The sequence below is a fragment of the Paenarthrobacter sp. Y-19 genome, assembly GCF_029223985.1.
Lineage (GTDB): Bacteria > Actinomycetota > Actinomycetes > Actinomycetales > Micrococcaceae > Arthrobacter > Arthrobacter nicotinovorans.
The window spans coordinates 4,335,870-4,359,954 of sequence record NZ_CP119414.1 but is presented as its reverse complement, the minus strand read 5'-3'; the positions used below and the strand labels follow the sequence as shown (position 1 = coordinate 4,359,954).

Here is a 24,085-nt window from a genome sequence, read left to right as displayed (position 1 = left end):
GGCTCCTAACGGATGGGGTTGTGGACGGTGACGAGCTTGGTGCCGTCAGGGAAGGTGGCTTCGATCTGGACGTCATGGATCATCTCCGGCACGCCTTCCATTACGTCGTCCCGGCTGAGGAGGGTGGTTCCGTAGCTCATGAGTTCGGCCACGGTTTTGCCGTCGCGGGCGCCCTCAATGAGCTCATAGCTGATGACAGCCACAGCTTCGGGGTAGTTCAGCTTGAGCCCTCGGCCTTGTCGGCGCCGTGCAAGGTCGGCGGCCACCACGATCATGAGTTTTTCCTGCTCACGGGGCAAAAGGTGCACGGCATCTCCTTGTGGCTGGGCACAGCTGGGACTGATGTGACCAGCGTAGGGAGCGGAAGTTTCAGGCACGTTTCCAATCCGTCTCAGGCGGGGGTCGAATAGGCCCGAGTTGACCTCAACTATTGTTGAGGTTCTAGCATCGGATACTGTGCGCCCAGCGGCGTCATTCCGAGCAAGTTCCACCAAAGGTATAGCCATGACCCACCACAATCCCCTGCCGTCCCCGGCCGTCGGCGAGCTCTTCAGGTCCGCGTTCCGCGCGCACCCGGCGGGAGTCGCGATCGTCACTGCCTCCGGTCCCGAGGGCGCGGTAGGGCTCACGGCGTCTTCGGTGGCATCCGTCGCGGTGGATCCGCCAACGCTCGCGTTCTCAGTCACCGGCGGCCGGTCGGCGTCGGTTATCGCGGCCGCGCAGTCAATCGTGGTGCACCTTGTGGGTGCCGGCCAGTTGGAACTGGCGCGCACGTTCGCAGACCCCGCAGCCCCTCGCTTCACACAGGACATGGACTGGGAATTGCTGCCTACCGGCGAGCCCATCCTCCGGGAAGCCCAGTGGGCGCTGCGCTGCGACATAATCCACCGGGCACCGCTGGGAGGCTCTGTGCTCCTGGCCGCGACGGTCCTGGACATCAGGGCGAACCCCGGCGCCTCAGCCCCGTTGGTTTACCACAACCGCGAGTTCCACACGCTGCTCGAGACCGCGCAGGCCATGGGCTAGTTGTTGCGCCCCCGCGCCGCCACGGTCCACGTCTCCACGACGGACCCATCGCGCACCACCGTGACCTCGTCCACGAGGTTCATCGCCAGGCACACGTGGTTCGGAATCACCCTGAGCCTCGTACCCAGAGCCGGAAGATCTGCCGAGTCCGGCCAAACGACCGTGGCGTGGTGCTCGGACAGTGCGGTTACCTTGGCCTCGGGGTACTCCGGGAGCCGGCCGTATCCGGTGGCCCAGTCCGGACGGTCACTGCCCAGGACCTTGCTGCCCGCGTCCACCACAACCCGGCGCACATTTCCGCCGGCTGCCTCGTGGCGGCTGACCACAGTTGCTGCCACGGTCAGGGAGATGTCCTCCCAGGCGCACCGTTCGAGTTCCAGTTGCTGGGCGTCGCCGAAAACGTAGACACCTGGACGAAGCTCGGTCGCCACAGTTTCACCGTCAATCAATGCAGTGGGCGTGGAGCCGCCGCTGATGGTGGTCACTTCGAAACCTGCGGACGTCAGGGCCGTCGCGGCCAGGCCGAGCGCCTCATTCTCGTTGCTTGCCGCGCCGGTCGGCATGCCCGGCTTGTAGCTGTGTCCGGGGAAGGTGAAGACGCCCTGAACGCTCAGTCCGGCTGCAGCCGCGGCCTTGGCAACATCCACCACTTCGTCAGGCAGCACGCCGCTGCGATGGTGTCCGCTGTCCACTTCAATCAGCACCTCCACGCTCGCCGCATCGACTCCGAGGTGGCGCCCCATCGCCGTCGCGCTTTCCGCTGAATCGACGCCGACAGAAAGGCGGCATGTGGCCGTCAGGGCCCGAAGACGGTCCGCGTGGGAGGCTTCGACCCAGAGGGGGTAGGCGATGAAGATGTCCTTGACTCCATCCGCCGCGAAGACTTCGGCCTCGCCGATAGTCGCCACCGTGATTCCGATGGCGCCCGCCGCAAGCTGCTTGCGCGCGATTTGCAACGTCTTGTGCGTCTTCACGTGCGGGCGGAGGTTGAGTCCTCTGCTGAGCATGGCGGCAGCCATCCGCTGGATATTCCGGTCAAGGATGTCGGCATCGATCATGACGGCAGGGGTGACGACTTCAGCGGGAATGACGTTCATTCCTCAAACACTAACGGCCTACGGCGCGGACTGCCTGACCCGCAGCTCGAACGCCGCCTCCGGCTGCTGCACGGCGGGAGCGGCCAGGTTGCTTTCGATCCGCTCGATCAGAAGTTCGACGGCGCGCTCCGCGATTTCCGTACGACCGGGCGCCACCGTTGTCAGCGACGGCGAGGCAAACCGGGCCTCCTCGATGTCATCGAAACCGGCTACGGCAATCTCCCCGGGAACTTTCCGGCCGCGAAGCAGGAGTTCGTGGAGCGCTCCCAAAGCAATGGCGTCGTTGAGGCCGAAAACGGCGTCGAATTCCGCGCCCTCGTCCAAGAGCTTCGCCACCGCCTCAGCGCCCCCGTCCCGCCGCCACTCGCACCGCACCACCAAGGCGGGGTCGTACTCCACCCCGGCGTCAGCGAGCGCAGCCTTGTAGCCGCTGAGGCGCAGGCCGGCACTGCCGGTTGTGTCGCCGTCGTCGGCGCCCAGGACAGCTATCCGACGGCGACCGCCCGCCAACAGGTGCGTGGTCACTGCCGCGGCAGCCTCGTAGTTCCGGATGAGGACCATGTCCAGGCGCGGGTCCTGCACGAATTCGCCCAGGAGGACCAACGGCTTCTTGCCGGCAGCGGCGATGATCTGCTCTGCGTCGAGCGCGAGCGGGATGAACAGGAGGCCGTCGGTGAGGCTGCGGAACTGCCCTTGGAGTGCCGCCTTCTCGTGTTCTGCCTCGTTGCCGGACTGCTCCACCAGCACCCGGTAACCGCGGGCCCACGCCGCCTTCATGATGTCCGATGCCAGTTCCGCGTAGTACGGGATGGAGAGGTCTGCCAGGACCAGGCCGAGCATGCTGGTCTTGCCGGACCGAAGGCTGCGGGCTGTGAGGTTGGTTTCGTAGCCGAGTTCCTCGATCGCATCAAGGACGCGTTGCTTGGTGGCAGGGCGGATGAACTCGTAGTTGTTGATGACGTTGGAGACCGTCTTCAACGAGACTCCGGCGGCGCGTGCGACGTCGTTCATGGTGACGGCCATGCAGGGGCTCCTTCGTTGCGTTTTCATACATCGTTGCAGATGGAGCGGCTTCCGGGCTTTGACCGACCACGAGTGCAATGCCTCTTGTTCCGTCACACATCGCTCATCCCCTTGCAACGCCCCTGCAACAAACATGCGCAATGCTGGGGCGAATGGAAGGCGACAGCCGAGGGGAGCAGACATGAGCATCGCAAACAGGGACTTGTTCCAGGCCCTGAAGACACAGGCAAGCCTGGCGCAGGCATTCGGGACCATGCCGGGCAGCCAGGAGGACCCGCACCCGTTGAGCCCGGGCAGCTACGTCGAGGCATGGCACAACGGACGGCTCTACCACCGGGGCACCGTGGTCAAGACAGTGGCAGGAACGGACCTCTTCTGGCTCAATGACCACACCGGAAGCCGGCGGCTGCTGGACATGGAGTCCATGGAGATCGTGACCGTCGACGAGCCGGCTCCGGAGCCCGCAGCGCAGGCACCGGAACCAGCCACCGTCACACCCATTTCCGCGTACCCCATGTTCCACGACGGTACGCAGCAGATCGCATAGTTTCCCGCTGTTCCGGACGCCCCGTGGTGTCCTAGGACTCCAGGGACAGCCTGATCATGGTCCAGCTCACGGGCGGAAGCCCGGCGGTGAGGCGGCCGCCGTCGAGCTTGACGCTGACGTTTTCGGACGGCAGGACCGACGTCGAATCGTCCGCCGTCGCCTGCCAGTACGGGTCCTTGTTCGTGTACGTGATGGCCTCGGTAACCTTCTGCGCGTTGAGGTTTCCGACGGCGGCGTCCAGGGTCAGCGCGTCAGTCGCCGAACGGTTCACGGCGAAGACGACGGCCTCCTTGGCATCGGCGTCATGTGTTGCCACCGCTGACAACGCACTGAAGGCGGGCGTTTTTTCGCTGCCCAGCTGCGGCGATTCGACGGCGAGGTTCAGCACATCGCCCGAGGCATGCTGCGACGTGAGTGCGAACGGGTGGAACGTTGTCTGCTTCCAGGCACGGCCACCGGGCTCGGTCATGATGGGCGCGATCACGTTGACCAGTTGAGCAAGGCTGGCTGAATGGACGCGGTCCGTGTTGCGAAGCAGCGTTATCAGGAGGTCACCCACCACCACGGCGTCCGCCACTGTGTAGCGGTCCTCCAGCAGTACCGGGGCGACCGGCCATTCATCACCGGTGGGTGCCTTGGATTCGTCCCGGGACATGTGCCAGACGTTCCACTCGTCGAAGGAAATGTTGACCTGCTTGCCGGATTTCGTTGCAGATTTCACGTGGTCGATGTGGGACACCAGGTCCTTGATGAAGGCCTCCATCCTGTGCCCGGCGGTCAGGTGTTCCTGCAGATCGCCGAAGTCCTCGAAGTACTGGTGAGCTGAGATCAGGTCCACGAGTTCGTAGGTTTCGTTGAGGACCACACGCTCCCATTCGCCGAATGTGGGGAGGTCCGGGCCGGAACTTCCACACGCCACCAGCTCCAGGTCCGGGTTCACCATGCGCATGGCCCGGGCTGTTTCAGCCGCAACCCGGGCGTACTCTGCGGCCGTTTTGTGGCCGATCTGCCAGAAACCATCCATCTCGTTGCCCAAGCACCACATGTTGATGTTGTGGGGCTCGACGGCGCCATTGGCCTTGCGCTGTTCGGACAGGGCCGTACCGCCCTTGATGTTGGAGTATTCCAGCAGGTCCAGGGCTTCCTGCGTTCCCCTGGTGCCCAGGTTCACTGCCATCATGGGCTCGACCCCGGCCTTTTCGGACCATTTGGCGAACTCGTCCACGCCCACCAGGTTGGGGTCGCTGGAGTGCCAGGCGAGATCCAGGCGGGTGGGGCGGTCTTCCTTGGGACCCACCCCGTCCTCCCAGCGGTAGCCCGAAACGAAATTCCCTCCGGGGTAGCGGACGGTGGAGACGCCGAGTTCCCTGGTGAGCTCCAGGACGTCGGTACGGAATCCGTCCTCGTCAGCCTGCGGGTGCTCCGGTTCGAAGATTCCTGTGTAGACGCAGCGGCCCAGGTGCTCGACGAAGGCCCCAAAGGTTTTTCTCCGGACCGGACCGATGACAAATGCGGGGTCGATGGTGATTTTGGCGGTGTTGTTCTGGTCTCCCAAGGCATGGGTCCTTGTCTGCTGGGTTGTTCGGGGGCTTACGAGTCAATTTACAACGTTATAGAACCATGCTGTCGGTGTATCGATGACGAGTCAAGGACTTTCTTTGCTTTGCGCGGCGCTTGCTACGGTGGCACGCCGTTTTGCGGCGGGAATTCACGCCGAGCGGGTTGGGGAGCGGCCTAGGCTGGAGTCCATGTCATCCGGGATCACCGCGTCCGCCTATTCCGCCCGCGCGGCCGAGTACACCTCGCTGTTCGGGTCCATCAGCAGCACCAACACCGACGATCGCGCGCTTGTCCAGGACTGGGCCGGCAGCCTCGACGGGAAAGTTATCGACGCCGGCTGCGGCCCAGGCCAGTGGACGCACTTCATGCACTCGATTGGCGTGGATGCCAAGGGTGTGGACCTGGTGCCTGAGTTCATCGAGACCGCCCGGCAGCGCTACCCGGACATCCCCTTCACACTGGGCGACCTCAAGGATCTGCCGACGCCGGAGCAGTCACTCGCCGGGATCCTCGCCTGGTACTCGGTGATTCATACTCCCCCTGAAGACATCGGCGCGGTCCTGGACGAATTTGCCCGATGCCTCAGGCCCAACGGCGGTCTCCTGCTGGGATTCTTCGAGGGAGTCACCCTGAAGGTCTTCCCGCATGCCGTGACGCCCGCCTATTTTTGGCCCGTGGAGGAGATGGCCGCCCGGCTCCAGGATGCGGGCTTTACCGTGACCAGCACACACTCCCGCGCAGACCCCGGAGTCCGTCCGCATGCCGCCATCGTTGCTCGGCGGGCGAAATCCTGACGCCCACGCTGACCTTTGCGCCGTTCACGGCTGTGCGGCGGGAGATAGGGCCAAGACCGCCAGTCCGTGGCCGGACAACAAAAAACAGGCCGGAGACTCAGCGTCTCCGGCCTGTTTTGGAGGGTGGGCCCTGTGGGGATCGAACCCACGACCCACGGATTAAAAGTCCGATGCTCTACCAACTGAGCTAAAGGCCCTCCAGCTGTTGAAACAGCCATAAATACTGTACCCCAAGGTCAAGGCAGGTATGGAACCGAAGGCGCGCTGCGGCGTCGTCACCTTCTTTGTGCGGGAAGTCGACGACGACGCGCGGCAGCTGCGGCGTGTCCGTCTCAGGGCGGCGGCGAAGCGGGTAGCGAAGGCCCGCCCCGGCAACAACGGCCCAAGGAACCGTTACTCGACCCCACCAGAGCACAGGAGTACGGTGAACTCATGAGCGAACAGCCAGGATCACGTGCGTACGGCGGAGCAAACAGGCACCACAAGCCCAAGCCCTTCGCCCCCATCGATTTCGAACCGTTCGCCGGTGGGGCAGACCCGGCACGCGTTTCCGAGGCAGCGCACTTGGCTGCCCAGGCGCTGGTGAAGCGCGGCCGCGACAGCGACGACCCCAAAGTCACCCGCAGGCTGGTGAAGCTGGCCGATGAGCAAGGCCTCGAAGCCATCGCCGAGATGTGGGCTGAAAGCCCTGCCCGAAGCCTGCCGGGCGCCCTCTGGCGGCTGTATGCCCTCCGCGCCGCAACCATCCAGAACCCGGAGCGCATCTCCGTGTACTTCCGCGCCGGGCGCGATACCGCGCAGGTTTCGAACGTGGTGGCAGGGGCGGCTGAGCCGCCGGGAGCCGACGAGATGAAGACCATGGCTGACGCGATTTTGTCGGGCGCCTTCGACGGCGAGTTCGACGTCGCGCTGGAACGTTCGGCTGCGTTCTGCCGTGTGGTGGCACTCGGCCAGGCGACACTTGCCGACGGCGCCGAACACACCAATGAGGGCCACGCGAGCAAACTCACCCGAAACTCCCACCAGCTGGTGAAAACCGCGGAAGACCTCGAACATGCCGCAAACGCGTGGCGGCTTGGAGAGCTGGACTAACGCAGCAGAAGGGCGAAACGTACCCACGCCCGGCCCGGACTGTCAATGTTGACTTAGCCAGCCAGACGGGGAAAACTAAAACTGGTGTCGAACCGCGAAACCCCCGGGCTTCAACTTATAGCCGCTTCGAGCGGCCTACCGCCGAGAGGCGTATCCGGTTCGGCACCATTTTTATGCCCGAACGCAGTTTGCCCGGGCCCGTCCTGAAACGGGCCCGGGCAAACGCGGCAGGAACTACTTCAAAGTGACCGTAGTTTCGGCGGTTTCCTTCTTGTCGTGATCCAGGTCGCCGGCCGCGTCCTGCGGCGTCATGGTGGCCTTGATCTCGGTTTCCTTGCCTGCGGTGTAGGCGAAGTTCTCGGCGATGTTGAACGACTCACCCGGCTTCAGCACGAACGGGTCCTTTTCCTTCAGCTTGATGCCTGAGCTGGTGAGGCCGTGCTTCTTGAAACCGTCGCTGCTGGAATCGGACGGCATGCCGCCAAGGTACTTCCAGTCCGTGTACTTCGCAGAAGGCGTCACCAGCGAGTGGCTCAGGGGGATATCCGCCGAAGAGGTGTTGGTGACCACGTAGTTCACGTAAACAATCGGAGCGCCCTTCTTCAGCAGGTTCTCCTTGGTTTCCTTGTCCACGAACATGCTGTCCTTGGATGCGACGTCCGTGGCCACCTGGAAGACATCCACGGAGAAGCTGTCACCCTTCATGCTGCCCAGCTTCTCGCCGGCGTCCGAGATGGGAAGCGCCCAGGCGGCAACCTTATAGTCTCCCGAGGAAGTGCCTTCGGAGGCAGCAGAAGAAGCAGAGGACGACGACGACGCTGAAGGCGAAGCGGACGACGACGAGGACGACGATTCGGAGCCAGCCGGCGTCGGGCTCGACGCAGCGGGTCCACAGGCACTCAAGGCGAGCATCCCGGCAGCCGCCAAGCCGGTGATCTTCACAACATTGTTGAAACGCATAATTCCCCCATTGATTGGATTAAATATTTGTCTTGCCAAGTGTTGCATGGATGTGCAGCACCTCGCGATGGGGACAACTTCCCGCAACGTTCCCGCGCGCATCCCGCAGCTCGCCGCCGGACCGGTAAAGTTGGGAGCGAAACGGGTCGCGTCAAGTCAAGCGGCCTGCGCCCACCCGTCCCCAGCCCGGAAGCGACATGAAGCTGCGCCTTTTCCCCCAGGAACCTGCCGGGCTCGTACTGCTCGCACAGATGGCCGGCGTCATCGTGGCAGCCACCGGAACCCTGTCCGAGATTCTCGGCGCCCCCGCCGGCGAGCACGACCGCCTTGCCGAGGAACTGCACGAGCATGAGTCGAAATCCCTGGACCTGCACTTCGCACTCCTGACGCACATGCGCACCAGTTTCGTGAACCCCCTCCCGCGCGAGGACATGTACACCTTGTCGCGCCACCTCAACGAGGCCATGGAGAAGCTGGATGCCGCCGGCGACCTCGTCGCGATCTACAAGCTGGACCGGCTCCCCAAACGCGCCGCCGACCAGCTGGAGATCATCAGCCGGCAGGCCGAGCTGACGGTGGACGCAATGCGGAAGCTCGAGGACCTTGATGAACTCGAGGACTACTGGATTGAAATCCTCCGGCTCACCAAGCGTGCAGAACGCACCCATCGGATCTGGGTGGCCGAGATGCTCAAGGACATGAAGTCCGCGCAGTACGCGCGGCACCGGGACATCGCCAACCAGTTGGTGGAAGTGACCAAAGACATGCGGAAGGTCGCCACGCAGGTAGGCAGCATCATCGTCAAGGAATCATGACGTGATCATCGCCGCCTTGGTCCTGGTAGTTGCCTTGGCTGCCGGGTTCGCATTCCTCAACGGCTTCCGGGATGTCTCCAACGCCGTCGCGCTTTCCACCCGGACCCGGGCCCTCACGCCGTCCATCGCCGTGCTCCTGGCTGCCGTCTTCAACTTCGTGGGCGCCATGCTCAGCGGCACGTTCGTCCTCGCCTTCACGCAGTCTTGGATCACCCTGCCCGATGGCACCAGCGGCCTCACCATGCTCGCCTCAGCCTTGGCGGCATCAATACTGTGGGGAGTTTATGCGTGGTGGCGTGGCATTCCTTTGTCTTCCACGAACTCGCTGGTGGGCGGCCTGATCGGCGCGGGCAGCGCGAGCATCCTGGTGGGTGGAAACTCCATCGGGGGCGTGGACGGCATCGTTGTCACACAGGTGGTCCTCCCCCTGGTGCTGTCGCCGTTGATAGCCTTCGGGGCGGCTTACCTCCTGGTGTGGCCGGTGACGTGGGCCGCCCGCTACACGCAGCCGAACGTCGTCAACAGGCGCTTCCGGCGTGCGCAGGCCGTTTCCAGTGCGGCTGTTGCGTTCGGCCACGGCCTCCAGGACGGGCAGCGAACGGCCGCGGTCATTCTTCTGGCAATCGTGGCTGCCGGGTTCTCGGGCGGGGACGACGTCCCTCTGTGGATCCTGCTCCTCACCGCCGTCATGCTCACGGCGGGAACCCTGTTGGGCGGCTGGCGGATCTCCCACACGTTGGGGCACAAGCTCATCCGGGTTGATCCGCTGCGTGGATTCGTGGCCCAGACCCTGACGTCGGTGATGCTGTTTATCGGCGCGATCGGATTTCAGCTGCCGCTTTCCACCACGCACACACTCACGGCCTCGGTACTGGGCGGCGGCGTCAACCAACGCTTCCACACCGTCAACCGGCGCCTGGTCCGCAGGATCCTGCTGTTCTGGGTAGCAACGCCACTGGTCACCGCAATAGCTGCGTTCATCCTGGAGCTTGCGCTCTCCCCGCTCACACGCCTGTAACCCCAACTGGGAAGGACAACGACGCGGATCTTGCAACGGCTAGTACGAGACTGCCGTTTCCGGGCCCAATGCCGGTCGTTTGGTCCAGATCAGAGGCGGTCATGGTGTGCCGGTTCCCGTTGGGGCTGTAGGGCCGGGGCCGACAAGCTGCGTCCTGAGTCGGACAGGAATGCCATAAGTGGCAAACTGGGCATCCATACCCTCTTGCACGGTTGCGTATTTCCCGTTTTGGACGTCATAGGCGAGAAAGTCCCAGTTATGGACGCTGGTCCACAACTGTGTGAAATCGGTCAGGTATCGGCCGTTGCTTTGGAGCGTGGCAAAGTTGAAATAAACGTTGCCACCGTCGAGGCCGATGGCCCTGATCCCCTCATCTGAAATGGAGTACGCGAGCCAGCCTTCGGCGCACCCAAGGACCGTGTAGTACTGCTGCTCATTGGCCGGGATCGGCTTAATCGCTTGGACTTGGTCGTTCCGCCGGATATCGATGTTGTCAGGGGTGCACGCGCCCGCAGCTGGGCCGGCGGGCGCGGTCGCTGGTGGTGCCGTGGTCGGCGCCGGGATCGGGGTGATAACCGTGGTCGAGGTCGGAGAAGGGGTCCATGCCGGGGTTTCGGTTGGGGTGGTTGTCGGTGTGGGGCTTGCCGTCGCGGAAGGGGTAACCGTTGGCGACGCGGTGGGCGTTGGCGTAGGGGTGGCCGTGACAGTGGGGGTGTCGGTAGTGGCCGGTGCCGGCGCCGGCGCCGATTGCGGGACGAGGTTGCCGGCTACGACGACCGCCCCGATGACAGCTGCCGCAGCGAGAACCACACCTGTGGTGGCCGCCCACCCTTTACGCCGAGGTTTGCGGTCGGCGAGAGAAACGACGTTGGGATCATCGGAGAAGACATGGGACCGGCTCGGCAGGACACCGGGGGTGGTGCCGGGTTCGGGGACGTTTGGTTTTGCGTTTTTCATGAGTTGTTCGATGCGGTCCATGGTTAGACTTCCCGTTCTGTCATGAGGTGTTGTGGTGCGGCTTTCGCGAACGCTTTCCGGGCCCGGTGGAGCCTGACCGCGGCAGCGGACGGCGTGCATCCAAGGCTTTCGGCCAGTTCTGCGGTGGTGAGGTCATCCCAGTAGGAAAGCATCAGGATTTCCCTGTCGCGGTCCTTGAGCTTGGACAGGATCTCGGCCACGCTCGCCTGCTGTTCATCGTCGTTCGTGGTGACGGCCTGGACCCGGGCTTCTTCTGCCAGCCGCTGCATAAGTTGATCGCGACGGCTCCGGCCTTTGTACTCATTGCCCAGTACATTCCTGGCTGTGGCTATCAGCCATCCGACGCCGGGCGGCTCGGGCGGTTGTTTTTCCCACACGATTCGGAACACGTCATTGGCCAGTTCCTCGGCCCGTTCGCGGTCGTTGATCCGGTACGCGATGTACTGGTAGATGCGGCTGAAGTGTTCAGCGTGAAGAGCAATCAGTTTCTGCTCTCTGGTAGCCAACATCCTTGTTCTGTTCCCCCGGACTAGTGCGATGTGATGTGTCAACCACTAAGTGTCCCGGGAATCGTTGTTTCTTACATAACCGTAGAAAAAGTTTAAGCATCTGTTCCGGTAGCCCTCTTAAATGAAGAGATACCCGGCAAAATCCCCCAATGAGCGTGCCGGGTATCTCTTTAGAGCCGCTGCGCGGCCAAGTCGTCGCCGCTGGGTCTCTGCTTGCCTGCGTGACGGGCCGACCACACGCTTCTGCAGGCATGCACGACCGGGACGACGACGAACATCGCGGCTACCAGGACAACTGTCGAAACGGCGACGACGATCACGCCGATGAGATGAACGAGCAGTACGCCGAAGATCACCACTGAGTGGGCGTCTATAAATTCCATGGTTAATTTCTTGTGCTTGGAGGGGAGGTGGTTACGGAGCGCCGGTTGCTGGGCCGGGACCAACAAGTTGTTCCCTCAACCGGACTGGGATGCCGTTTGTGGCGAACTGGGCGTCCATAGCCTCTTGCACGGTGGCGTATTTTCCGTCCCGTACGTCAAAGGCAAGGAATTCCCAGTTATGGACGCTGGTCCACAACTGTGTGAAATCGGTCAGGTATCGGCCGTTGCTTTGGAGCGTGGCAAAGTTGAAATAAACGTTGCCACCGTCGAGGCCGATGGCCCTGATCCCCTCATCTGAAATGGAGTACGCGAGCCAGCCTTCGGCGCACCCAAGGACCGTGTAGTACTGCTGCTCATTGGCCGGGATCGGCTTGATCGCCTGGACTTGGTCGTTCCGCCGGATATCGATGTTGGCCGTGGCGCATTCGCCCGTGGTGGGGCCACCGGGTGCTGGGGTCGCGGGGCCGGGGCCGACAAGCTGCGTCCTGAGTCGGACAGGAATGCCATAAGTGGCAAACTGGGCATCCATACCCTCTTGCACGGTTGCGTATTTCCCGTTTTGGACGTCATAGGCGAGAAAGTCCCAGTTATGGACGCTGGTCCACAACTGTGTGAAATCGGTCAGGTATCGGCCGTTGCTTTGGAGCGTGGCAAAGTTGAAATAAACGTTGCCACCGTCGAGGCCGATGGCCCTGATCCCCTCATCTGAAATGGAGTATGCGAGCCAGCCTTCGGCGCACCCAAGGACGGTGTAGTACTGCTGCTCATTGGCCGGGATGGGCTTAATCGCTTGGACTTGGTCGTTCCGCCGGATATCGATGTTGTCAGGGGTGCACGCGCCCGCAGCTGGGCCGGCGGGCGCGGTCGCTGGTGGTGCGGCTGGCGGAGCGGTCGCCTCTGGGGCAGTAGCGATTGGTGGGGCAGCAGCAGGAACGGGCGCCGCTGCTGGCACGGTACCTGACTGTTCCTGGGATGGTGCAACGGTGGCCGCGGGGACCATGACCGATGATGGCACTTCGAGCAGGACCGGGTTTTCCAGCCGATTAGTTGCGCTGGATTCAGGCGCCGGCAGTATCGCATCAATAACCGCGGCGAGAGGCTGGGTGGCGGGCATAGGGCGTTCTGATACTCCCCGAGCGGTGGAAATACCCGGCGGGTTTGCAGGTATGCAGGCTGTAAGTGTCAGTGCCAGCGCAAGCGATGCCAGAGTGGCGGACTTGGCAAAGCGGGATCGGTGGTACTTCATTGGTCTGGGTCCTTCCCCCCTGGAACAACTGAGCAGAATGGCCTGCTCGTACATGTTGTTTCCGGTTCGGGACGAATAATTACACCAACAGCAAAAATCACTGCATTGTCGTCTAATGCCTCAGGCCCGCACTCCTGACCTGCCACTGGTCACCGCAATAGCGGCGTTCATCCTGGAGCTTGCGCTCTCCCCGCTCACACGCCTGTAACCCCAACTGGGAAGGACAACGGCCCAGTGAGCAGTCATTGGGTCGATATCTGCCCCCTCAGTTGGGCAACAAAAAACGACGGCGGCCGTACCCCCAAGGCGACGGCCGCCGTCGTTCTGTGCCGACTCCCCCCATAGAAAGCCGGAACCCGCGGAACCCTTATCCGAAGCGGCCGGACACGTAGTCTTCCGTGGCCTTCTGGGACGGGTTGTTGAAGATGCTGGTGGTATCGGCGAACTCGATCAGCTTGCCGGGCTTGCCGGTGCCTGCGATGTTGAAGAACGCGGTCTTGTCGGACACGCGGGCGGCCTGCTGCATATTGTGGGTCACGATCACCACGGTGTACTGGTCTTTGAGCTCGTTGATGAGGTCTTCGACGGCCAGCGTGGAGATGGGGTCAAGGGCGGAGCAGGGCTCATCCATGAGGATCACCTGAGGCTCGACGGCGATGGCGCGGGCGATGCACAGACGCTGCTGCTGGCCACCGGAAAGACCGGACCCCGGCTTGTCCAGGCGGTCCTTGACCTCGTTCCAAAGGTTGGCACCAACAAGGGACTTTTCAACGAGTGCATCGGCTGCTCCCTTGGAGATCTTCTTGTTGTTCAGCTTCACGCCCGCCAGCACGTTGTCGCGGATGGACATGGTGGGGAACGGGTTGGGGCGCTGGAAGACCATGCCCACCTGGGTGCGAACGGTCACGGGGTCAACGCCGGGACCGTAAAGGTTGTCGCCGTCCAGCAGCACTTCGCCCTCGACGCGGGCGCCGGGAAGGACCTCGTGCATGCGGTTCAGCGTGCGGAGGAAGGTGGACTTGCCGCAGCCGGAAGGGCCAATGAAAGCCGTGACGGACTTGGCTTGGATGTTGATGTTGACGTCCTCGACGGCCAGGAAATTGCCGTAGTAGACATTCAGGTCTTTGACGTCGATGCGCTTGGACATGGTGTTCCTTTGTTCCTTGGGGGTTCTGGAAGTTTTGAGTGCCGGGCGTCCCGGCAGACCCGGCTAGCGGCCCGTCTTGGGCGCGAACATGCGGGCGATGAGGCGGGCTCCGAGGTTCAGGAGCATCACCAGGATGATCAGCACCAGCGCGGCGCCCCAAGCACGCTGGTCCGAGGGACCAGGGTTGGACGGCGACGTCGGGTTGAGGATCTGCGTGTAGATGAACGTGGGCAGCGAGGCCATCCAGCCGCCGAACACGTTGTTGTTGATGGTGGTGGCGAACCCGGCGGTCACCAGGATGGGGGCGGTTTCACCGATCACTCGGGCGATCGCCAAGGTGACGCCGGAAGCGATGCCGGAGATCGCCGTCGGGATGACCACTTTGGTGATGGTGCGCCACTTGCGCACGCCCAGCGCGTAGGAGGCCTCGCGGAGCTCGTTCGGGACGATCTTCAGCATTTCCTCGCTGGAGCGGACCACCACCGGGATCATCAGGACGGAAAGCGCGACGGCGGCCACCGCACCGGTCTTGGTGCCCGGGCCGACGATGGCGAAGAAGAACGCTGCCGCGAAGAGGCCGGCCACGATCGAGGGAATGCCTGTCATGACATCCACGAAGAACGTGATGGCGCGAGCCAGCGGACGGTCGTTGCCGTATTCCACGAGGTAGATCGAGGTGAGCAGGCCCACCGGCACCGAGATGACAGTGGCCAGGAGGGTGATCTGGATGGTGCCCATCAGGGCGTGGTAGATGCCGCCCAGCACGGGGGCGCCTTCTTCTGCCGCCTTGTTGTCGAACGCTCCGGTGACACCGTTCATGGAGGTGCCCAGGAATCCGGGTGTGATGAGCCCCGGGATGCCGTTGATCAGCACCGTGACGATCACCGAAATCAAGGGCAGGAGCGCGATCAGGAACGCACCCACCACCAGGCAGGTGGCCAGCTTGTCCTTGGCTTTGCGGGCGCCTTCAACAGCGCCGCTCCAGGAAACCAGGCCGACAGCGAAGAGGATCGCGGCGACAATGCCCCAGCCGAAGGCGTTGAAGCCGATCAGTGCCATGATGGCCGCTGCGACGACGAGTGCGACGGCCAGCACGATGTAGGGCGCGAACTTTGGCAGTTGGCCCTTGGTGAGTGCGGAGCGCTTGCGGGCTACTGTGGCGGTCATTTAGTTGGCTCCCGAGAATTCTTTGTGCCGTGTGATGATCCAGCGGGCGATCATGTTCACGCCGAGGGTGATGACGAAGAGCACCAGGCCGGCAGCGATCAGGGTGTTGACCTTCAGGCCGCTGGCTTCGGGGAAGTTCAGGGCGATCTCCGCGGCAATGGTCTGGTTGCCGGACTGGATGAGGCTCGCGGTGAGGACGCCCGAGGACAGCACCAGGGCAACAGCCATGGTCTCCCCCAGGGCCCGGCCAAGCCCGAGCATGATGGCGCTGATGATGCCGGGGCGACCGAACGGCAGCACAGCCATCTTGATCATTTCCCAGCGGGTGGCTCCCAGGGCCAGTGCTGCTTCTTCGTGCAGCTTGGGGGTCTGCAGGAAGATTTCGCGGGACAGGGAGGTGATGATGGGAAGGACCATGACGGACAGGACAATGCCGGCGGTGAGGATGGTCTTGCCGGTGGCCGAAGCGGGACCTTCGAAGATCGGGATCCAGCCGAGGTAGGTGGCCAGCCAGTCATAGGCGGGCGAGATTTCCTTGGCCAGGAAAGCCGCGCCCCAAGCGCCGTAAACAACGGAAGGGATGGCGGCCAGGAGGTCCACCACGTAGCCCAGGCCGGCGGCGAGCCTGCGCGGGGCGTAGTGCGAGATGAACAGGGCAACGCCGATTGCCACGGGGGTGGCGATGACCAACGCGATCACGGCGGCGATCAACGTGCCCACCACGATCGGGGCGATGTAGGCGAAGAAGCCGTGTCCGCCCTGGATGTCGGCGGGCGGTGCGGTGAGCGCGGGGATCGCCTGCACCACGAGGAACAACGCGACTCCGAAGAGAACCGCAAGAATAAGGCACCCTGCGGCCATTGCGGCCCCGGAGAAAACCTTGTCCCCGGCGCGTCCTGCGCCTTGGGAGGTTGTCAGGGAGTTGGTGGTCACTTCACGATCCTTCAGTCTGGAGTGAACTGGTCATACATGGCTAAGTTCCCTGCCCCGCCCGGGCGGCTCTGCGGCCACTCCGTGCGGGACAGGGAACTTCAGTGTTCAGCCGGGTTCAGCGAACCCGCCGGGAACCTTAGGCCTTGGCCTTGATGGATTCGATGGCGGTCTTTGCCTTGTCCTGCAGGGTCTTGGAGAGCGGTGCGGACTTCGCGGCGTCGGCAGCGGTCTTCTGTCCCTCATCCGAAACTACGTAGGTTTCGAAGGCCTTGACCAGGTCAGCAACTTCCTTGGTCTCGTAGGTGGTGCAGACAACGTGGTACGAGACGAGGACTACCGGGTAGGCACCCGATGCGGTGGTCTTGCGGTCCAGCTTGATGGCAACGTCGTTGCTGGCGCGGCCGTCAACGGGCTTGCCTGCTTCGACAGCCTTGGCAGCAGCGTCGGCAGAGATCTTGACGAACTCTTCGCCCACCTTGATGGAGGCGGTGCCCAGCTTGCCGGAAACTGCGGAGTCGTCGGCGTAGGTCACGGCACCCGGGGTGTCGGTGACGGTCTTGACGACGCCGGAGGTTCCCTTGGCGTTTTCGCCCTTCAGGGATGCGGGCCATACGCCGGCAGCCTTGTCGGTCCAGACCTCAGGAGCAGCGGCTGCGAGGTAGTCGGTGAAGTTGGTGGTGGTGCCGGAGTCATCGGAGCGGTTCACCGGGGTGACCTTGAGGTCCGGGAGGGTGACGCCTGCGTTAAGGGCGGCGATGGCGGGATCGTTCCAGTTGGCGATTTCGCCGCGGAAGATCTTGGCGACCGTTGCGGCGTCGAGCTTCAGTTCCTTGACGTCAGGGATGTTGAAGGCGACGGCGATCGGGGAGATGTAGACCGGGATGTTGATGGCACCCTCGGGGCCGCACTTGGCCTTGGAAGCCTCGAGCTCGTCATCCTTCAGGTAGGCATCCGAGCCGGCGAACTGTGCCGAGCCGTCGATGATTGCCTTGCGGCCCGCGCCGGAACCGTCCGGGGAGTACTGGACAGTGGCGCCCTGGTTTGCGGAGGCGAAACCGGCCTTCCAAGCGTCCATTGCTGCGCCGGTGGAGGAGGCGCCGATACCGGTCAGGGTGCCGGTTACCTTGGTGCCGGCTGCTGCGGACTGGGTGCCGCCAGTGGTGCCGGTTGCGTTGTCAGAACCGCAAGCGGTGAGCGCGAGTGCGCCTGCTGCGATGACCGCGATTGCCGCGTTGCGGCCGAAGCGAGTTGCCTTCACTTGGATGTGCCCCTTCCAGGGATTTCTCAGATGCGTTCCGAACGGAGATTTCGGCGTGCGCGAGCTGTGGACCTTTTTGTTCCTTTACTGAAGGTAAGGAGCGCAGGTAACGGGATCTGCGGTGGCAGGTGAACGGAAGGTGAACGACGGCGGACCATTGGGTTATGTGGCGCGCGCCACCTTGAGTGGTTCCCCGGTTGCGCTCGTCGCTCCCTGGCAGATGGCGGGCGGGGAAATAGACTGAAGGACATGGCTGCCGCTAAGGGACTGAACGCAAGCAAGAGGTTTCTGCGGGCCAGAGTCAGGACCGGCTTGGTCCGGAGCCGGAACTCGTTGACGCCGGCCATCCAAATGACGGTGTGCGCGGTTGGCGCCTACGCTTTCGCCGAATACGTGTTGGGCCACCAGGGGCCTCTGTTCGCCGCAACGTCTTCCCTGATTGCCTTGGGTTTCTCACGCGATCCCCGGCTGCGCCGGGTGATAGAGGTAGGCCTGGGCTGCACACTGGGCATCGTGGTTGGTGATTTGCTGCTTCACTGGCTGGGCGCCGGGATCTGGCAGGCCGCCGTCGTACTTCTCTTCTCGATCCTGTTGGCCAGGTTCCTGGACAGCGGGACTATTTTCACCACCCAGCTGGGGCTGCAGTCGCTTCTGGTGGTGTTGCTTCCGGCGCCGGCCGGCGGGCCTTTTACGCGCAGCCTGGATGCCGTGGTGGGTGGCGTGTTTGCGCTGCTGGTGACCATCCTGGTGCCCAAGGATCCGCGCCGGGAACCGCGGAAGGACATCCAGAAGATCCTGCACGAGCTCGCCGAGGTTCTTCGTGAGTGTGCCACGGCCATGATCGAAAGCGACTCCACCACTGCCTGGCACGCCCTGATCCGTGGCCGCAACTGCCAGCCTTTGGTGGACCGGATGCGGCAAACGCTGCGGGCTTCCGGCGAGGTGGCGACGCTGGCCCCGGCGCATCGCCGGCACCGCGATGAACTCGCCGGCCTGGAGCATTCGCTGGAGTACATCGACCTCGCACTGCGCAACAGCCGGGTGTTCGCACGCCGCCTCACCAGTGCCATCAACCACGCGGCTTTGTCCGACGAGGCGATCGAGAGCATCTCGGAGGTCCTGCAGGAAACTGCGGCCGCCATCGACGAGATGACCATCGGGCTGTCCGAGCAGAGCGAAGGAACGCGCAGGGTGCATCTGCGGCGGGCCAGGAACGACCTCTCGGACATCGCCGCCCGGCTGCACCCGAAGATGCTTGACGTCCAGAGGCTCGAAGGCGAAACCGTGGTGATGCTGTTCCGGCCGCTCATGGTGGACCTGCTTGAGGCCAGCGGGATGGAACCTGAGGAAGCCCGGGCGGTACTGCCCGCGCTGTAGCTTTCGCCCGGCGTTCCCAGCCAAGTCCCATTTACGCTGTGGATAATGGGCCGATGCTTTCTGCACCTTCTGCGCGTCTGGCCCTGCGCCCAAAACCTGCCCCCGCCCTTCGGGTGCGGCAGCGGGTCCTGTTCCTGTGGGCGGGCGGGTTGTTTGTTGCCGGGGACGTGGTCTTCTGGTTGATGTTCGCTTCCGTGTTGTCCTCGAGCGGCCTGGCGACGCTCGACGGAGCCGTTCACTCGGTGGTTGTCGATTCGCGCAACGCTTTGGCAACGGCCTTCCTGGCCGGCGTCTCGGAAGCCACCTCACCCACCATGATGTCCATCATCGGCGGCCTGGTCGCCGTGGCATGGGCCCTGTGGAAGAAGGAACTGTGGCGTCCGGCCATCCTGATGGGCGCGATGGTGCTTTCCGTGGTGCTCGCGGCGGTCATCAAGCTGGACGTTTCCCGGTCGCGGCCGTCGTCGTCGGACTTCCTCCTGGGTCCCGATGACGCCCTGTCCTTCCCCTCCGGCCACACGCTCGGCGCCGCGGTCTTCACGCTTGTCCTGGCCTACTTGCTGGTATCTCGTTCAGGAACACGCACGACGGCGGTGGCCGCCTACGCAGGGGCCGCCCTGCTGACGCTGCTGGTCGCCTACAGCCGGCTCTACCTTGGCTACCACTGGCTCACCGACGTGGTGGCGTCGATGGGTGTGGCACTGGGCGTGTTTGGCCTGGCAGTGTTCGTTGACGCGGTGCGCTACGGACGGGCCGCTTGAATCGAGGAGGTTGTTTCCCGAATCTCGATACGGGGCCCGAAACGACATGCGCCGTGAGCCATCGGGATGCCTCGGGGTGTCAAATGCGCTAGACTTGAATCAAGTTTTCGAAAATTGATTCAGTGGGGGTTCCCGTGGCGACGGCTGACTTAGGACAACGAATTGCCGCCCGACGAGCAGAAGCCGGGCGGACCCAGCGGGACCTCGAGGCAGAGACGGGCATCTCACAGTCCACGCTGGCGCGCATTGAAAGCGGCCTCCGGAGGCCGAGGATGGACGAGATAATTTCGATTGCTTGGGCTTTGGGCTGCCCGGCGGAGGCACTTCTCGCTGAGAACCCAGTCCGCGATCGTGTGCTCGTGGCCAGCCGAGCAAATCTTCCTACAGCCGATGCCGCGGAAGTGAAAAGGAAGCTCACCCAGTTCCTGGAAATGGACGCGTACCTGGCCAGTCACGGCATCGGCGCATGACGCCAGAGCGCGCTCCAATTCCGCACAGCATCGGACCAAGCGAGCGGGAGGCCTATCTCGCAGCTGAAGGCATCAGGAATAGCCTGGGACTGGGCCTCGGACCCATAGCCGACCTTCACGAACTCATTGGCCTTGTTGCTCCGGGAGTCGATGTAGCGATTCTGGAAATGCCGGCAGGCATGGATGGCATGGTGTTGACAGATCCGGTTCGCGAAAAATCTGTGATTGGTGTTGCAACGACCGGTGTTCCGGGTCGCCAAAGATCGTCCCTTGGCCATGAGCTGGGACATATCGTCTTCAAAGACAACGAGGCCGGACTACCACATGACCCCTCAGCCAGAAGGCCCGAAGAGATCAGAGCCGACACCTTTTCGCGCCACCTCTTGGCTCCGGTTGGGGGAGTCTCAGCTTTCCTTGAAGATTTGAATGTCGATAAGGGTAGCGCCCGGCTCCGTGACGTTTCGTCCGTTGTGCGGCACTATCAGGTCTCCCCGAACTTCGCACTCATCCAAATGCACTCAGAAGGCTGGATCACAACTACGCAGAAAACGCAGTGGTGGCCTCAGACTGCACATTCGCTGGCACTTCGGTTCGGCTGGATCGGCGACTACAGAGCCATGGCCGCCGAAAGCCTCACCCCAAGACCACCGCAGCGCCTGGTTGAGAATGCCACGGAGGGGTATATTCGCAACCTGGTTTCAGTCCAAGGTTTGGCCGCACTCAGCGGCGTAGACACAGACCAACTGCTCCGCGAGCTCGAAGAGGCAGGCATTCATCCTGAAGTTATCGACGTCGCATGGGCCGACCTCGACGCTTTCGGAGACTGAGCGATGGCCGCACAGATTACAATCCTCGATGCAGGACCCTGCATCACTTTCTGCGCGGCCGCCAAGCACGCATTGCTCCTCGAAGTGCTCCGACGGGGTTCCAATCAACTGCATGTCCCCGACGTAGTGGATGGTGAAATCACCAATCGCGGATCTAACCGCCGCGACTTTCCGCCCGCCACCGTTCCAAACTGGCACTGGCTTGTCAGCCACGACCATATTGGGATCCTGGACTCCCATGTCTCAGAAGAGGACCTGAACGCACTTTCAGAGGCAGTCGTAAAACTAACGGGAATGCCGCTCGCTCAGAGGCTCATGGAGGGTCGCGATTTAGGCGAGGTTCTCGTGATCGCCCACGCAATGGTGCGGAAAGACCGCGGGGAAGACGTATATGTGGTGATCGACGAGTACAGAGGCCAGCAGTTGGCCAGCAAGTTTGGACTCAAAATCATTGACACGCCTTGGATCCTCAGTAGCGCGGTGAGACGCGGGCTGATTGCGGATCGCGGCGAAATGAGGAAGGTCTACAACGCACTACGGCAATTCGATGCCGGTCTGATTCACATCGACCAGACTCACCTTTGGGCAAACCGCTTTGGGCGCAGAAACCAACGTCAATGAGCGACGTAGGCGCCGATGAAACCGCGGCACTCTCAGAGCCGTGACAGCCCACACATACAAATCGCCCGCGCAGCAATAGATCTCCAAGGGTCGAAGGCTACGTTAACGAGTGCGAATTGCACTTAAGGCCGTACTGTCGGTCCCGGCCAATACTGTCAGTCCCCACGACTAGTCTGGAACGCATGGCTTCAAAGACATCGCGCACATCCAAGACACCCGCCTACAAGTGCGCAGAATGCGGCTGGACAGCCATCAAGTGGGTGGGGCGCTGCGGTGAGTGCCAGGCCTGGGGAACCGTCGAGGAATACGGCGCCACTGTTGCGCGCACGACGGCGGCCGCCACCGTTTTGGAGCCGGCCCGCCGCATCGCCGAGGTCGACGGGACCACCGCCGCGTTCCTGCCCACCGGAGTGGACGAACTGGACCGCGTCCTGGGAGGCGGGCTTGTTCCTGGTGCCGTGATCCTGCTCGCCGGGGAACCCGGCGTCGGAAAATCCACGCTGCTGCTGGACGTCGCGGCCAAGTTCGCGCGGACCGGGCAGGACGTCCTTTACATCACGGGCGAGGAGTCGGCAGCCCAGGTGAAGCTGCGCGCTGAGCGGATCGACGCCGTCGCCCACACCCTTTACCTGTCAGCGGAGACCGACCTCGGGCAGGCGCTGGGCCAGGTGGAGAAGCTTGAGCCCAAGCTGCTGATTGTTGACTCCGTGCAAACGTTGAGCAGCGCGGATGTGGAGGGCAGCGCCGGCGGTGTTTCGCAGGTACGCGAGGTTGCGGCCTCCATCATTGCCGCGGCCAAAAAGCGCAATATGACCACCTTGCTGGTGGGCCACGTGACCAAGGAAGGCACCATCGCCGGTCCGCGTTTGCTGGAGCACCTGGTGGACGTCGTGTGCCAGTTCGAAGGCGAGCGCCATTCGCGTCTCCGCCTGCTGCGGGCCGTCAAGAACCGGTACGGCGCCACGGACGATGTCGGGTGTTTCGACCTCAACGAAACAGGCATCGAAGGACTGGCTGATCCCAGCGGACTGTTCGTTTCACGCACCCGTGAGCCCGTGTCCGGGACGTGCATCACGGTCACCATGGAAGGCCGCCGGCCTTTGCTCGCCGAGGTCCAGTCGCTCCTTGCCGAGAGCCCCAACTCCCAACCACGCCGCGCCACCAGCGGCCTGGAAAGCTCGCGTGTGGCAATGCTGCTGGCAGTCCTGCAGCAACGTGCGGGCTGCATGCTCCATAAGGACGATTCCTACGTGGCAACGGTGGGCGGCGTGAAACTTACGGAGCCCGCCACGGACCTGGCGGTGGCGCTGGCCGTTGCGTCGGCAAAGTCGCGGAAGGCCCTCCCCCAGCGGCTCATTGCGTTCGGCGAAGTGGGCCTGGCGGGCGAGGTCCGCCCTGTTCCCGGGATCAACCAGCGCATCCAGGAGGCCCACCGGCTCGGGTTCACCCACGCGATCGTTCCGGCGAGTCCTGCCGGGGCCGGAGTCATCCCGGATGGCTTCTCCGTGCGCGAGGTGGGGCACCTTGCAGAGGCACTGGAACTGCTGATCACTTAACACTTTCGGGGTGTCGGGCCACCCACCGACTTCCTTTGGGCAAGGATTGGCCCATGACCAAGAGAAATGTGCTTGTCGGGGGACGCTTCTTCTTTGGCCTTTTGACCTTGATAGCGGTGGGTACACAGCTGACGGTTCATTTGGGCATGGGCTACGACCTCTGGAACTTCTTCAGCTACTTCACCAATCTGTCCAACATCTTTGCTGCGTTGGTGCTCCTCATCAGCGGCTACCGGGTCCTGATCCGGAAACGCCCCTCGGAGGCCGACGACGTGACCCGCGGGACCGCCACCATCGCCATGGCGGTGGTGGGGCTGGTGTTCGGTGCTCTGCTTGCCGGCGAGGACCTCGGGTCCCTGCTCCCGTGGGTGAACTTCGTGGTCCACTACCTGATGCCCGTGGTGATGGTGGCGGATTGGCTGTTCCAGCCGCCCCGGACCACCCTCAAGCCCAAGCACATCTGGTATTGGCTTCTCTACCCCATCGGTTACCTGGTCTACAGCCTGATCCGGGGAGCCTTTGTGAACTGGTATCCCTACTGGTTCATCGACCCGGCACGTGCGGGTGGCTGGACGGGTGTGGTGGTCTTCGCTCTGGCCATATCAGTCGGCTTCCTCGTAGTGAGCCTTGCGATGCTGTGGCTGGGAAACAAGCTCAAGCGACAGGTTGATTACTGAGAACCATGGATGAACGGGCAGCTTCGGTCTCAGCCGGGCAATAAATACACCAACTTGTTATATGAGCCCACGTCAACGGGCCTCGTTCGTAAAGTGCGCCTGCCGGGCGTCGTCGAAAACCCGCCTCCGGAGCACTGCCGAACATAACGAAATGGCCCACTTTGGGGCTTGCTGGTGCGGTTAAGGGTGCGATGAAGCCCTATCATTGAGCTTGTCGTCACAAGGCCATTTTTCGGATGCGCC

26 protein-coding genes and 1 tRNA gene are annotated in these 24,085 nt (G+C 63.1%); 13 read left to right on the top strand and 14 right to left on the bottom strand.

What is annotated here, in order from left to right; all coding sequences use genetic code 11:
• Positions 1 to 5 precede the first annotated feature (5 nt).
• Complete coding sequence (locus PYR64_RS20545; RefSeq protein ID WP_018780224.1) at positions 6 to 308, bottom strand: urease subunit gamma; 303 nt, start codon at positions 306 to 308, stop codon at positions 6 to 8.
• A gap of 196 nt (positions 309 to 504) precedes the next feature.
• On the opposite strand from PYR64_RS20545, the gene PYR64_RS20540 reads away from it, so the two are divergent.
• Positions 505 to 1,026 (top strand): flavin reductase family protein, encoded by a 522-nt coding sequence (locus tag PYR64_RS20540; RefSeq protein ID WP_275777353.1) that lies wholly within the window; start codon positions 505 to 507, stop codon positions 1,024 to 1,026.
• Here the strand turns inward: PYR64_RS20540 and PYR64_RS20535 are convergent.
• Together PYR64_RS20535 and PYR64_RS20530 are read right to left on the bottom strand one after the other, a co-directional pair.
• Positions 1,023 to 2,123: a D-TA family PLP-dependent enzyme gene (locus PYR64_RS20535; RefSeq protein WP_275777351.1), complete on the bottom strand. Its 1,101-nt coding sequence runs from the start codon at positions 2,121 to 2,123 to the stop codon at positions 1,023 to 1,025. The genes PYR64_RS20540 and PYR64_RS20535 overlap by 4 nt on opposite strands.
• A gap of 18 nt (positions 2,124 to 2,141) precedes the next feature.
• Positions 2,142 to 3,146 carry a LacI family DNA-binding transcriptional regulator gene (locus tag PYR64_RS20530; RefSeq protein ID WP_275777349.1) on the bottom strand — a complete coding sequence of 335 codons (1,005 nt, stop codon included), beginning with the start codon at positions 3,144 to 3,146 and terminating at the stop codon, positions 2,142 to 2,144.
• Between the two features lie 181 nt (positions 3,147 to 3,327).
• Here PYR64_RS20530 and PYR64_RS20525 point away from each other — a divergent pair, with 181 nt between their 5' ends.
• The gene (locus PYR64_RS20525) at positions 3,328 to 3,693 is read left to right on the top strand and encodes a hypothetical protein (protein ID WP_055973688.1); all 366 of its coding nucleotides are present in this window, start codon (positions 3,328 to 3,330) and stop codon (positions 3,691 to 3,693) included.
• Positions 3,694 to 3,724: 31 nt separating this feature from the next.
• On the opposite strand, the gene PYR64_RS20520 is transcribed toward PYR64_RS20525, so the two are convergent.
• Positions 3,725 to 5,248 (bottom strand): alpha-N-arabinofuranosidase, encoded by a 1,524-nt coding sequence (locus tag PYR64_RS20520; RefSeq protein WP_275777347.1) that lies wholly within the window; start codon positions 5,246 to 5,248, stop codon positions 3,725 to 3,727.
• Positions 5,249 to 5,441: 193 nt separating this feature from the next.
• Here PYR64_RS20520 and PYR64_RS20515 point away from each other — a divergent pair, with 193 nt between their 5' ends.
• Entirely contained in the window at positions 5,442 to 6,047 is a 606-nt protein-coding gene (locus PYR64_RS20515; protein WP_189076366.1) for a class I SAM-dependent methyltransferase, read from the top strand.
• Positions 6,048 to 6,171: 124 nt separating this feature from the next.
• Here the strand turns inward: PYR64_RS20515 and PYR64_RS20510 are convergent.
• Positions 6,172 to 6,244: transfer RNA gene (locus tag PYR64_RS20510), tRNA-Lys, on the bottom strand.
• A gap of 235 nt (positions 6,245 to 6,479) precedes the next feature.
• Here PYR64_RS20510 and PYR64_RS20505 point away from each other — a divergent pair.
• Complete coding sequence (locus PYR64_RS20505) at positions 6,480 to 7,139, top strand: hypothetical protein (RefSeq protein WP_018780231.1); 660 nt, start codon at positions 6,480 to 6,482, stop codon at positions 7,137 to 7,139.
• Positions 7,140 to 7,373: 234 nt separating this feature from the next.
• On the opposite strand, the gene PYR64_RS20500 is transcribed toward PYR64_RS20505, so the two are convergent.
• On the bottom strand, positions 7,374 to 8,099 hold the full coding sequence (locus tag PYR64_RS20500; RefSeq protein ID WP_018780232.1) for a hypothetical protein: 726 nt from the start codon (positions 8,097 to 8,099) through the stop codon (positions 7,374 to 7,376).
• Between the two features lie 197 nt (positions 8,100 to 8,296).
• On the opposite strand from PYR64_RS20500, the gene PYR64_RS20495 reads away from it, so the two are divergent.
• Positions 8,297 to 8,914, top strand: coding sequence for a hypothetical protein (locus PYR64_RS20495; RefSeq protein WP_018780233.1), 618 nt, complete (start codon positions 8,297 to 8,299; stop codon positions 8,912 to 8,914).
• A 1-nt stretch (position 8,915) separates the two neighbouring features.
• On the top strand, positions 8,916 to 9,932 hold the full coding sequence (locus tag PYR64_RS20490) for an inorganic phosphate transporter (RefSeq protein WP_275777344.1): 1,017 nt from the start codon (positions 8,916 to 8,918) through the stop codon (positions 9,930 to 9,932).
• A gap of 99 nt (positions 9,933 to 10,031) precedes the next feature.
• On the opposite strand, the gene PYR64_RS20485 is transcribed toward PYR64_RS20490, so the two are convergent.
• From PYR64_RS20485 to pstS, 8 genes are all read right to left on the bottom strand, one after another.
• Positions 10,032 to 10,910 carry a hypothetical protein gene (locus tag PYR64_RS20485; RefSeq protein ID WP_275777342.1) on the bottom strand — a complete coding sequence of 293 codons (879 nt, stop codon included), beginning with the start codon at positions 10,908 to 10,910 and terminating at the stop codon, positions 10,032 to 10,034.
• A 2-nt stretch (positions 10,911 to 10,912) separates the two neighbouring features.
• A complete protein-coding gene (locus PYR64_RS20480) occupies positions 10,913 to 11,419 on the bottom strand; it encodes a sigma-70 family RNA polymerase sigma factor (protein WP_275777340.1) in 507 nt (168 codons plus the stop codon).
• Positions 11,420 to 11,589: 170 nt separating this feature from the next.
• Positions 11,590 to 11,802 (bottom strand): hypothetical protein, encoded by a 213-nt coding sequence (locus PYR64_RS20475; RefSeq protein WP_018780130.1) that lies wholly within the window; start codon positions 11,800 to 11,802, stop codon positions 11,590 to 11,592.
• 31 nt (positions 11,803 to 11,833) lie between these two features.
• Entirely contained in the window at positions 11,834 to 12,916 is a 1,083-nt protein-coding gene (locus tag PYR64_RS20470; protein ID WP_275777338.1) for a hypothetical protein, read from the bottom strand.
• Between the two features lie 499 nt (positions 12,917 to 13,415).
• Complete coding sequence (gene pstB, locus PYR64_RS20465) at positions 13,416 to 14,195, bottom strand: phosphate ABC transporter ATP-binding protein PstB (RefSeq protein ID WP_039239203.1); 780 nt, start codon at positions 14,193 to 14,195, stop codon at positions 13,416 to 13,418.
• A gap of 63 nt (positions 14,196 to 14,258) precedes the next feature.
• A complete protein-coding gene (gene pstA, locus PYR64_RS20460) occupies positions 14,259 to 15,362 on the bottom strand; it encodes a phosphate ABC transporter permease PstA (RefSeq protein WP_055973712.1) in 1,104 nt (367 codons plus the stop codon).
• Positions 15,363 to 16,295 (bottom strand): phosphate ABC transporter permease subunit PstC, encoded by a 933-nt coding sequence (pstC, locus tag PYR64_RS20455; protein ID WP_018780127.1) that lies wholly within the window; start codon positions 16,293 to 16,295, stop codon positions 15,363 to 15,365.
• Between the two features lie 136 nt (positions 16,296 to 16,431).
• Positions 16,432 to 17,553: a phosphate ABC transporter substrate-binding protein PstS gene (gene pstS, locus PYR64_RS20450; RefSeq protein WP_018780126.1), complete on the bottom strand. Its 1,122-nt coding sequence runs from the start codon at positions 17,551 to 17,553 to the stop codon at positions 16,432 to 16,434.
• Between the two features lie 249 nt (positions 17,554 to 17,802).
• Here pstS and PYR64_RS20445 point away from each other — a divergent pair, with 249 nt between their 5' ends.
• The 7 genes from PYR64_RS20445 to PYR64_RS20415 all read left to right on the top strand — a co-directional run bounded on the left by PYR64_RS20445 (position 17,803) and on the right by PYR64_RS20415 (position 23,842).
• On the top strand, positions 17,803 to 18,930 hold the full coding sequence (locus tag PYR64_RS20445) for an FUSC family protein (protein ID WP_018780125.1): 1,128 nt from the start codon (positions 17,803 to 17,805) through the stop codon (positions 18,928 to 18,930).
• A gap of 53 nt (positions 18,931 to 18,983) precedes the next feature.
• The gene (locus PYR64_RS20440; RefSeq protein ID WP_189076359.1) at positions 18,984 to 19,691 is read left to right on the top strand and encodes a phosphatase PAP2 family protein; all 708 of its coding nucleotides are present in this window, start codon (positions 18,984 to 18,986) and stop codon (positions 19,689 to 19,691) included.
• 122 nt (positions 19,692 to 19,813) lie between these two features.
• Positions 19,814 to 20,161: a helix-turn-helix transcriptional regulator gene (locus PYR64_RS20435; RefSeq protein ID WP_179128450.1), complete on the top strand. Its 348-nt coding sequence runs from the start codon at positions 19,814 to 19,816 to the stop codon at positions 20,159 to 20,161.
• On the top strand, positions 20,158 to 20,988 hold the full coding sequence (locus PYR64_RS20430; RefSeq protein WP_189076358.1) for an ImmA/IrrE family metallo-endopeptidase: 831 nt from the start codon (positions 20,158 to 20,160) through the stop codon (positions 20,986 to 20,988). Before PYR64_RS20435 ends, PYR64_RS20430 begins: the two co-directional genes overlap by 4 nt.
• Before the next feature lie 3 nt (positions 20,989 to 20,991).
• The gene (locus tag PYR64_RS20425; protein ID WP_275777332.1) at positions 20,992 to 21,609 is read left to right on the top strand and encodes a hypothetical protein; all 618 of its coding nucleotides are present in this window, start codon (positions 20,992 to 20,994) and stop codon (positions 21,607 to 21,609) included.
• Between the two features lie 182 nt (positions 21,610 to 21,791).
• Positions 21,792 to 23,165, top strand: a complete 1,374-nt coding sequence (gene radA / locus PYR64_RS20420) for a DNA repair protein RadA (protein WP_275777330.1) — start codon at positions 21,792 to 21,794, stop codon at positions 23,163 to 23,165.
• 53 nt (positions 23,166 to 23,218) lie between these two features.
• Positions 23,219 to 23,842 carry a Pr6Pr family membrane protein gene (locus tag PYR64_RS20415; RefSeq protein ID WP_018780122.1) on the top strand — a complete coding sequence of 208 codons (624 nt, stop codon included), beginning with the start codon at positions 23,219 to 23,221 and terminating at the stop codon, positions 23,840 to 23,842.
• The last annotated feature ends 243 nt before the right edge of the window (positions 23,843 to 24,085 follow it).

Bases quoted from the DNA above. Each gene is read 5' to 3' on its own strand.
- PYR64_RS20540 (WP_275777353.1), top strand. From the start codon at position 505: ATGACCCACCACAATCCCCTGCCGTCCCCGGCCGTCGGCGAGCTCTTC.
- PYR64_RS20535 (WP_275777351.1), bottom strand. From the start codon at position 2,123: ATGAACGTCATTCCCGCTGAAGTCGTCACCCCTGCCGTCATGATCGAT.
- PYR64_RS20530 (WP_275777349.1), bottom strand. From the start codon at position 3,146: ATGGCCGTCACCATGAACGACGTCGCACGCGCCGCCGGAGTCTCGTTG.
- PYR64_RS20525 (WP_055973688.1), top strand. From the start codon at position 3,328: ATGAGCATCGCAAACAGGGACTTGTTCCAGGCCCTGAAGACACAGGCA.
- PYR64_RS20515 (WP_189076366.1), top strand. From the start codon at position 5,442: ATGTCATCCGGGATCACCGCGTCCGCCTATTCCGCCCGCGCGGCCGAG.
- PYR64_RS20505 (WP_018780231.1), top strand. From the start codon at position 6,480: ATGAGCGAACAGCCAGGATCACGTGCGTACGGCGGAGCAAACAGGCAC.
- PYR64_RS20500 (WP_018780232.1), bottom strand. From the start codon at position 8,099: ATGCGTTTCAACAATGTTGTGAAGATCACCGGCTTGGCGGCTGCCGGG.
- PYR64_RS20495 (WP_018780233.1), top strand. From the start codon at position 8,297: ATGAAGCTGCGCCTTTTCCCCCAGGAACCTGCCGGGCTCGTACTGCTC.
- PYR64_RS20485 (WP_275777342.1), bottom strand. From the start codon at position 10,910: ATGGACCGCATCGAACAACTCATGAAAAACGCAAAACCAAACGTCCCC.
- PYR64_RS20480 (WP_275777340.1), bottom strand. From the start codon at position 11,419: ATGTTGGCTACCAGAGAGCAGAAACTGATTGCTCTTCACGCTGAACAC.
- PYR64_RS20475 (WP_018780130.1), bottom strand. From the start codon at position 11,802: ATGGAATTTATAGACGCCCACTCAGTGGTGATCTTCGGCGTACTGCTC.
- PYR64_RS20470 (WP_275777338.1), bottom strand. From the start codon at position 12,916: ATGCCCGCCACCCAGCCTCTCGCCGCGGTTATTGATGCGATACTGCCG.
- pstB (WP_039239203.1), bottom strand. From the start codon at position 14,195: ATGTCCAAGCGCATCGACGTCAAAGACCTGAATGTCTACTACGGCAAT.
- pstA (WP_055973712.1), bottom strand. From the start codon at position 15,362: ATGACCGCCACAGTAGCCCGCAAGCGCTCCGCACTCACCAAGGGCCAA.
- PYR64_RS20445 (WP_018780125.1), top strand. From the start codon at position 17,803: ATGGCTGCCGCTAAGGGACTGAACGCAAGCAAGAGGTTTCTGCGGGCC.
- PYR64_RS20440 (WP_189076359.1), top strand. From the start codon at position 18,984: ATGCTTTCTGCACCTTCTGCGCGTCTGGCCCTGCGCCCAAAACCTGCC.
- PYR64_RS20430 (WP_189076358.1), top strand. From the start codon at position 20,158: ATGACGCCAGAGCGCGCTCCAATTCCGCACAGCATCGGACCAAGCGAG.
- PYR64_RS20425 (WP_275777332.1), top strand. From the start codon at position 20,992: ATGGCCGCACAGATTACAATCCTCGATGCAGGACCCTGCATCACTTTC.
- radA (WP_275777330.1), top strand. From the start codon at position 21,792: ATGGCTTCAAAGACATCGCGCACATCCAAGACACCCGCCTACAAGTGC.
- PYR64_RS20415 (WP_018780122.1), top strand. From the start codon at position 23,219: ATGACCAAGAGAAATGTGCTTGTCGGGGGACGCTTCTTCTTTGGCCTT.